At 51.3% G+C, this 6,521-nt stretch carries 5 protein-coding genes; all 5 read left to right on the top strand.

All coding sequences use genetic code 11. The features are described from left to right. On the top strand, positions 1-561 hold a 561-nt coding region (epsC, locus tag BN93_RS03700), incomplete at its 5' end, for a serine O-acetyltransferase EpsC (protein ID WP_316928607.1). Between the two features lie 15 nt (positions 562-576). After that, positions 577-2,094, top strand: a complete 1,518-nt coding sequence (locus BN93_RS03695; RefSeq protein WP_019187009.1) for a THUMP domain-containing class I SAM-dependent RNA methyltransferase — start codon at positions 577-579, stop codon at positions 2,092-2,094. Further along, complete coding sequence (locus BN93_RS03690) at positions 2,084-4,270, top strand: S9 family peptidase (RefSeq protein WP_019187008.1); 2,187 nt, start codon at positions 2,084-2,086, stop codon at positions 4,268-4,270. Before BN93_RS03695 ends, BN93_RS03690 begins: the two co-directional genes overlap by 11 nt. 5 nt (positions 4,271-4,275) lie before the next feature. Beyond that, positions 4,276-5,544: a phosphoribosylamine--glycine ligase gene (gene purD, locus BN93_RS03685; protein ID WP_019187007.1), complete on the top strand. Its 1,269-nt coding sequence runs from the start codon at positions 4,276-4,278 to the stop codon at positions 5,542-5,544. Between the two features lie 121 nt (positions 5,545-5,665). Next, positions 5,666-6,521: hypothetical protein (locus BN93_RS03680; RefSeq protein WP_052311358.1), on the top strand; the 856-nt coding region annotated here is incomplete at its 3' end.

Below are 6,521 nucleotides of genomic sequence, written 5' to 3'. Positions count from 1 at the left end.
GAAATGTCGATAGACCTGATTAAAAGGCTGCCTGCCGTGCGCCAAATGCTGGCTGCCGACGTGGCCGCCATATACAACGGCGACCCGGCAGCAGGCAGTTTCGGCGAGATTATATCGTGTTATCCATCCATCAAGGCATTGGTAAACTATCGCATTGCGCACGAACTGCTGCTTATGGGTGTGCCACTGATACCGCGAATGCTAACCGAAATGGCGCATTCGGAAACGGGAATAGACATACACCCCGCTGCGCAGATTGGCCAACACTTTGCCATCGACCACGGTACGGGCGTTGTTATCGGGGCTACCTGCATCATCGGCAACAACGTTAAGCTGTATCAAGGCGTTACGCTTGGCGCACGAAGTTTCCCCAAAGACGAAGACGGCAACCCCATTAAGGGCATTGCCCGACACCCGATATTGGAAGACGACGTGGTGGTTTACTCTAACGCCACCATCCTAGGCCGTGTAACCATCGGCAAAGGCAGCGTGGTGGGTGCCAATGTGTGGGTAACAGAAGACGTGGAGCCTAATACGCGCATATTTAAGAAAACGAAATAACAACAACTATATACAATGGAATTCGAACTCATAGCCAAAACTTTCATGGGCCTGGAACCCGTTTTGGCCAAGGAGCTTACCCAAATGGGGGCAAACAACGTACAAATTGGCAGGCGTATGGTGTCGTTTACGGGCGACAAAGAAACGATGTATCGCGCCAATTTCCAACTGCACACGGCCATTAGGATTTTAAAACCTATCGCCAAGTTCAAGGCAAAGTCGGCCGACGACGTGTACGAGGAGATACAAAAGATTGATTGGAGCAAGCATATCGAGGAAGGAAAGACTTTCTCGGTCGACTCGGTGGTGTACTCGGAAGAGTTCCGCAACTCACGTTTCGTTACCTATAAGGTGAAAGACGCCATCGTTGACCAGTTTCGCCAGCGCACGGGCAAACGCCCCAACATATCGGTGAGCAACCCAGACATACGTTTGAACATCCACATTGCCGAGTACGACTGTACGCTATCGCTGGATTCGAGTGGCGAAAGTCTGCATCGTCGCGGTTACAGGCAAGAGTCGGTGGAGGCTCCGCTTAACGAAGTGTTGGCCGCCGGCATGATATTGATGACGGGATGGCAAGGCGAAACCGACTTTATCGACCCCATGTGCGGGTCGGGAACGCTCGTGGTAGAGGCCGCACTTATCGCTCGCAACATCTCACCAGGCGTTTTCCGCAAGAGCTACGCTTTCGAAAAGTGGCCCGACTTCGACCAAGAGCTGTTCGACAACATCTATAACGACGACAGCAACGAACGCGAATTTAACCACCACATCTACGGTTACGACGTAGATATGAAGGCTGTGAACACGGCACGACTAAACGTTCGCGCATCGGGACTTACCAAAGACATCACCATTGAGCAGGCCGACTTCAAGGATTTCAAGAAACCTGAGAACAAAAGCATACTCGTTACCAATCCGCCTTACGGCGAACGCATCTCTACACCCAATCTTCTTGGGACATATAAGATGATTGGCGAGAGGCTTAAACACCAATTCATGGGCAACGATGCGTGGGTGTTGAGCTATCGCGAGGAGTGTTTCGACCAGATTGGACTGAAACCATCCATCAAAATTCCCGTATATAACGGGTCGTTGGAGTGCGAATTTCGCAAGTATGCCATATTCGACGGGTCGCTAAAAGACTTCCGCCAAGAGGGTGGCGTGGTGAAGACCGACGAAGAAAAGCGCCAAATGGCCGAAAAAAATAGGTTTAAGAAGAACCGCGAATTTAAGAAAAGGCTGGACGACGACGGTTCGCAAGACACCGACGACATACGTTCGTACACCTTTAAAAACCACTTCGCACACACCGAGGAGCGCAACGAAGAACGCAAACGCAGACGAACGACATCGTATGCCGACCGCGATGACAAGCGTGGCGGCCGTTCGTTCGAGCGCGGCGGCAAGCCCTTCGCAGGCAAAGGCAAAGACTTTAACCGCAAGGGAAAGAGCTTTGAGCGCACAGACAAGCGCGGAGGAAAGAACTTTGGACGTAATTCTGCTAACTTTATAGACCATGACGATTAAACAACTTATCGTGGGAGCGATGCTCTCAACAATGATTTTCGCACCGCAAAGCATGCCGGCACAGAAACAATTCACACTGGAAGACCTTAATTATGGTGGCAACAACTTCCATAACATGGTGCCCAAGAACCGCTACACCGCATGGTGGGGCGACCAACTGGTGCGTACCGATGCGGAGTTTTGCGCACTGATAGACAAGAACACGGGCAAAGAAACCCGCCTGTTTAGCCTAGACGACGTGAACCAATGGGTTGAAATGGCTGGCAACATCAAGGTGCATTCGTTCTATCACGCCACTTTCCCCTACCCCAATCAGCCGCTCGTGCTGCTCAACGCAAGCAAAACGCGCATGCTGGTGAACTGGAAAACCAAACAGCTGGTATGGAAACAAGATACGAAAGATGAGAGTTCTGCCGATTGGAACGCCCAATCACGCGCCGTTGCCTTTGTTAAAGGCGACAATCTCTACGTTTGTAACGCCCAAGGAACACATAAACAACTGACGAAAGACGGTAGTCGCGACATCGTTTACGGACAAAGCGTGCATCGTGACGAGTTCGGCATATATAAAGGAACGTTTTGGAGCAACGACGGACAGAAACTTGCGTTTTACAGAATGGACCAATCGATGGTGGCCGACTATCCTTTGGTAGACATCGACACACGTATTGCCACCGAAACACCCGTTCGTTATCCTATGGCTGGCGAGAAGTCGCACCTCGTAACCGTAGGAATATACGACTTGAAGACGGATAAAACGGTGTATCTCAACACAGGCGACCCCACAGACAGGTATTTTACCAACATCGCTTGGTCGCCCGACGGCAAGCTGATATACCTTATCGAACTGAATAGAGCGCAAAACCACTACTCGCTAGACGCTTACGACGCTACAACGGGAAACAAAACGGCCACGCTCTACACCGAATCGAGCGACAAATACGTGCATCCCATGCACGCAATCACATTCTTGCCCTGGGATAATGGCCGCTTTATACTGCAAAGCGAGAAAGACGGATACAACCATTTGTACCTGTTCGACACTAGCGGAAAGCAAATTAAGCAACTTACAACGGGCAAATGGATTGTGATTGACTTGATGGGATTTAACGCGAAGACCAAAGAGGCCATCATACTTTCTACAGAGGCCAGTCCTATTCAGAACAATCTCTACGCCGTTAACCTACAAACGGGCGCACGCCGACTGCTGGATAATGGCAAGGGATGCCACGCCAACACCACTGGCGAAGGCGGTTCGCATAAGATAGCACTAAGCTCTTCGGGGCAATGGATACTCGACAGCTACACCGAACCCACTGTTCCACGCAACATCGACATCGTGAACGTGGCCTCGGCAAAGGCAACTCGCTACTTCACTGCCGACAATCCCTGGAAGGGTTACACCGTTCCCGAATACTCGTGTGGCACAATCAAGGCTGCCGACGGCACCACCGACTTGTATTACCGCATGGTGAAACCCACCAATTTCGACCCGAACAAGAAATACCCCACCATCATTTACGTGTACGGAGGGCCAGGAGTACGCAACGTTGAGGCACGTTGGCACTATTGGTCGCGTGGTTGGGAAACTTATATGGCACAGAAGGGCTACCTGCTTTTCATTCTCGACAACCGCGGAAGTAGTGCACGCGGTCTCGCATTCGAGCAGGCCACGTTCCATCATCTTGGCGTAGAAGAGGTGAAAGACCAGATGAAAGGTGTGGAATATCTCACCTCCTTACCCTACGTAGACAAAGACCGCATGGGCGTACATGGATGGAGTTTCGGCGGATTTATGACCACCAACCTCATCACCACCCACCCCGAAGTGTTCAAAGTAGGCGTTGCTGGCGGTCCTGTTATCGACTGGAAGTGGTACGAAGTGATGTATGGCGAACGCTATATGGGTACACCACAGAACAATCCCAAGGGCTATGCCGAGAGCAGTTTGCTGCCAAAAGCCAAGAACTTAAAAGGAAAACTGCAAATAATAACAGGCATGAACGACCCCGTTGTGGTGCCGCAACACTGCCTGAACTTCTTGCAAGAGTGCATCAAAGTGGGCACTCAGCCCGACTTCTTTGTGTATCCTGGCGAGCCACACAACATGCGCGGACACCAAAGCACCCACTTGCACGAACGTATTTCACAATATTTTGACGATTATCTAAAATAAAACGGATGAACATTTTACTGTTGGGAAGTGGCGGAAGAGAACACGCGCTTGCCTGGAAGATAGCACAAAGCACCAAGGTTAGCAAGCTTTTCATCGCCCCTGGCAATGCTGGAACGGCCACAGTGGGCCAAAACGTGGACATCAACGCCAACGATTTCGACGCATTAAAGCGTTTCGCGCTCGACAACGACGTGCAAATGGTGGTGGTTGGACCAGAAGACCCGCTGGTGAACGGCATCTACGACGACTTCAAGAACGATGCTCGCACGACTCATATTCCCGTCATCGGCCCATCGCGAAAAGGCGCAACACTCGAAGGCAGCAAAGACTTCGCCAAGGCTTTCATGGCCAGACACGCCATACCCACAGCGCGTTACAAAACCATTACCGCACAAAACATCGACGAAGGACTGGCTTTTCTCGAAGAACTAAAAGCCCCCTACGTGCTGAAAGCCGACGGACTGTGCGCCGGTAAGGGCGTACTTATCTTGCCAACACTGCAAGAGGCGAAGGCCGAATTGCGCCACATGCTCGACGGTATGTTTGGAAACGCCTCGGCATCCGTAGTTGTCGAAGAGTTTCTCAGCGGCATAGAATGTTCTGTTTTCGTGCTAACCGACGGCAAAGACTATCAAATTTTGCCCGAGGCTAAGGACTATAAGCGCATTGGCGAACACGATACAGGCCTCAACACGGGCGGTATGGGCAGCGTTAGTCCCGTGCCTTTCGCCACCCCAGAGTGGATGAAGAAGGTGGAAGAGCGCATCATTCGCCCCACGATAAACGGATTGGCCGAAGAGGGAATAGACTATAAGGGGTTTATTTTCTTCGGACTTATCAATGTGGAAGGCAACCCAATGGTCATCGAATACAACTGTCGAATGGGCGACCCCGAAACAGAAAGCGTGATGCTTAGGCTCAAAACCGACATCGTCGACCTCTTCGAGGGCGTGGCCGAGGGCAACATCGCTAGCCGAAATGTAGCTTTCGACGAGCGTGCTGCCGTCTGTGTGATGCTCGTTAGCGGTGGTTATCCCCAAGAATATGCCAAGGGTTATCCCATCGAAGGCATCGAAAACGTGGCAGAAAGCATCGTGTTCCACAGCGGAACAGCCATTAAAGACGGCCTGCTTGTTACCAACGGCGGGCGCGTTTTGGCGGTTAGCTCGTATGGAAAAGACAAGGCCGAGGCGCTACAAAAGAGTTTCGAGTCGGCAAATGCCATCCGTTTCACCGACAAGTACTTCAGAAAAGACATTGGTCAAGATTTGTAACAACCACCTCGCCTCAAACGAGAAATGTACAGCAAAAGCCCTATCAGGGGGTCGAACACCGCCATGTGGCGCAACGAACGATAGGCAACTGGCGGCCAACAACCGCTAGTAACATATAGATATGGTAGTAAAGAGATTACAAAACAAGATTGCGGAAAGCAGGATGACACTCTCCTTCACGGCCGTTTACGCCGTGTTGGTGTTCTTGGCAAGCGGACTAGTGGGCAAAAACCTCTGGTTCGAGTTCGCATGCTTGGCCGTTTCCACCTACCTCATGGTAGAGTTCAACAACGTCAATGCCCTGTTAAGGGTTTATAGCCGCATGATTTCGTGCGCCTTCCTTGTGCTGGCGTGCGCGGCCAACTATCTTTTTGCCTCGCCGTCGGCCGCCTTGGTGCAAGTCTGTTTCGCGGCTTTTTATCTCATTGTGTTCAATGCCTACCAAGAACGAACGGCATCGGGCGTAACCTTCTACGCCTATTTGTTCATTGGCGTGGCCTCAACCGTATTCGTTCAGATTCTCTTCTTCGTGCCATTGCTATGGATTTTGCACGCCACCAACGTGTTGTCCATGAGTTGGCGCAACTTCTGGGCATCCGTTCTGGGGCTAATCGCCCCCTATTGGTTCGTTGGTGCTTACTTGGTTTACACGGGTCAGCCCGAAGTATTCGTGCAACACTTCACCCACTTGGCCCTCTTCGCCCCCCTATTCCAGTATCAAGAGATAGACCACAACCGCATCGCCACCTTCCTTTTCGTTGCGCTTGTGTCGCTGATAGGCATTGTGCACTACTTGCGAAGTAGCAGAAACGACAAGATACGCAACCGCATGATTTACGAAATGGTGATAGTGGTAGACCTCTTCACCATTGCCTGCATCGTGTTGCAACCCCAACACGTCGACAACTTGCTGCCCATACTCATCATTAACACGGCAGCACTCATCGGACACTTTATTACACTCACCCGAACGGCAG

It is taken from the genome of Prevotella conceptionensis 9403948, assembly GCF_000312305.1.
Taxonomy (GTDB): domain Bacteria; phylum Bacteroidota; class Bacteroidia; order Bacteroidales; family Bacteroidaceae; genus Prevotella; species Prevotella conceptionensis.
This window is presented reverse-complemented; position numbering and strand designations above follow the sequence as displayed.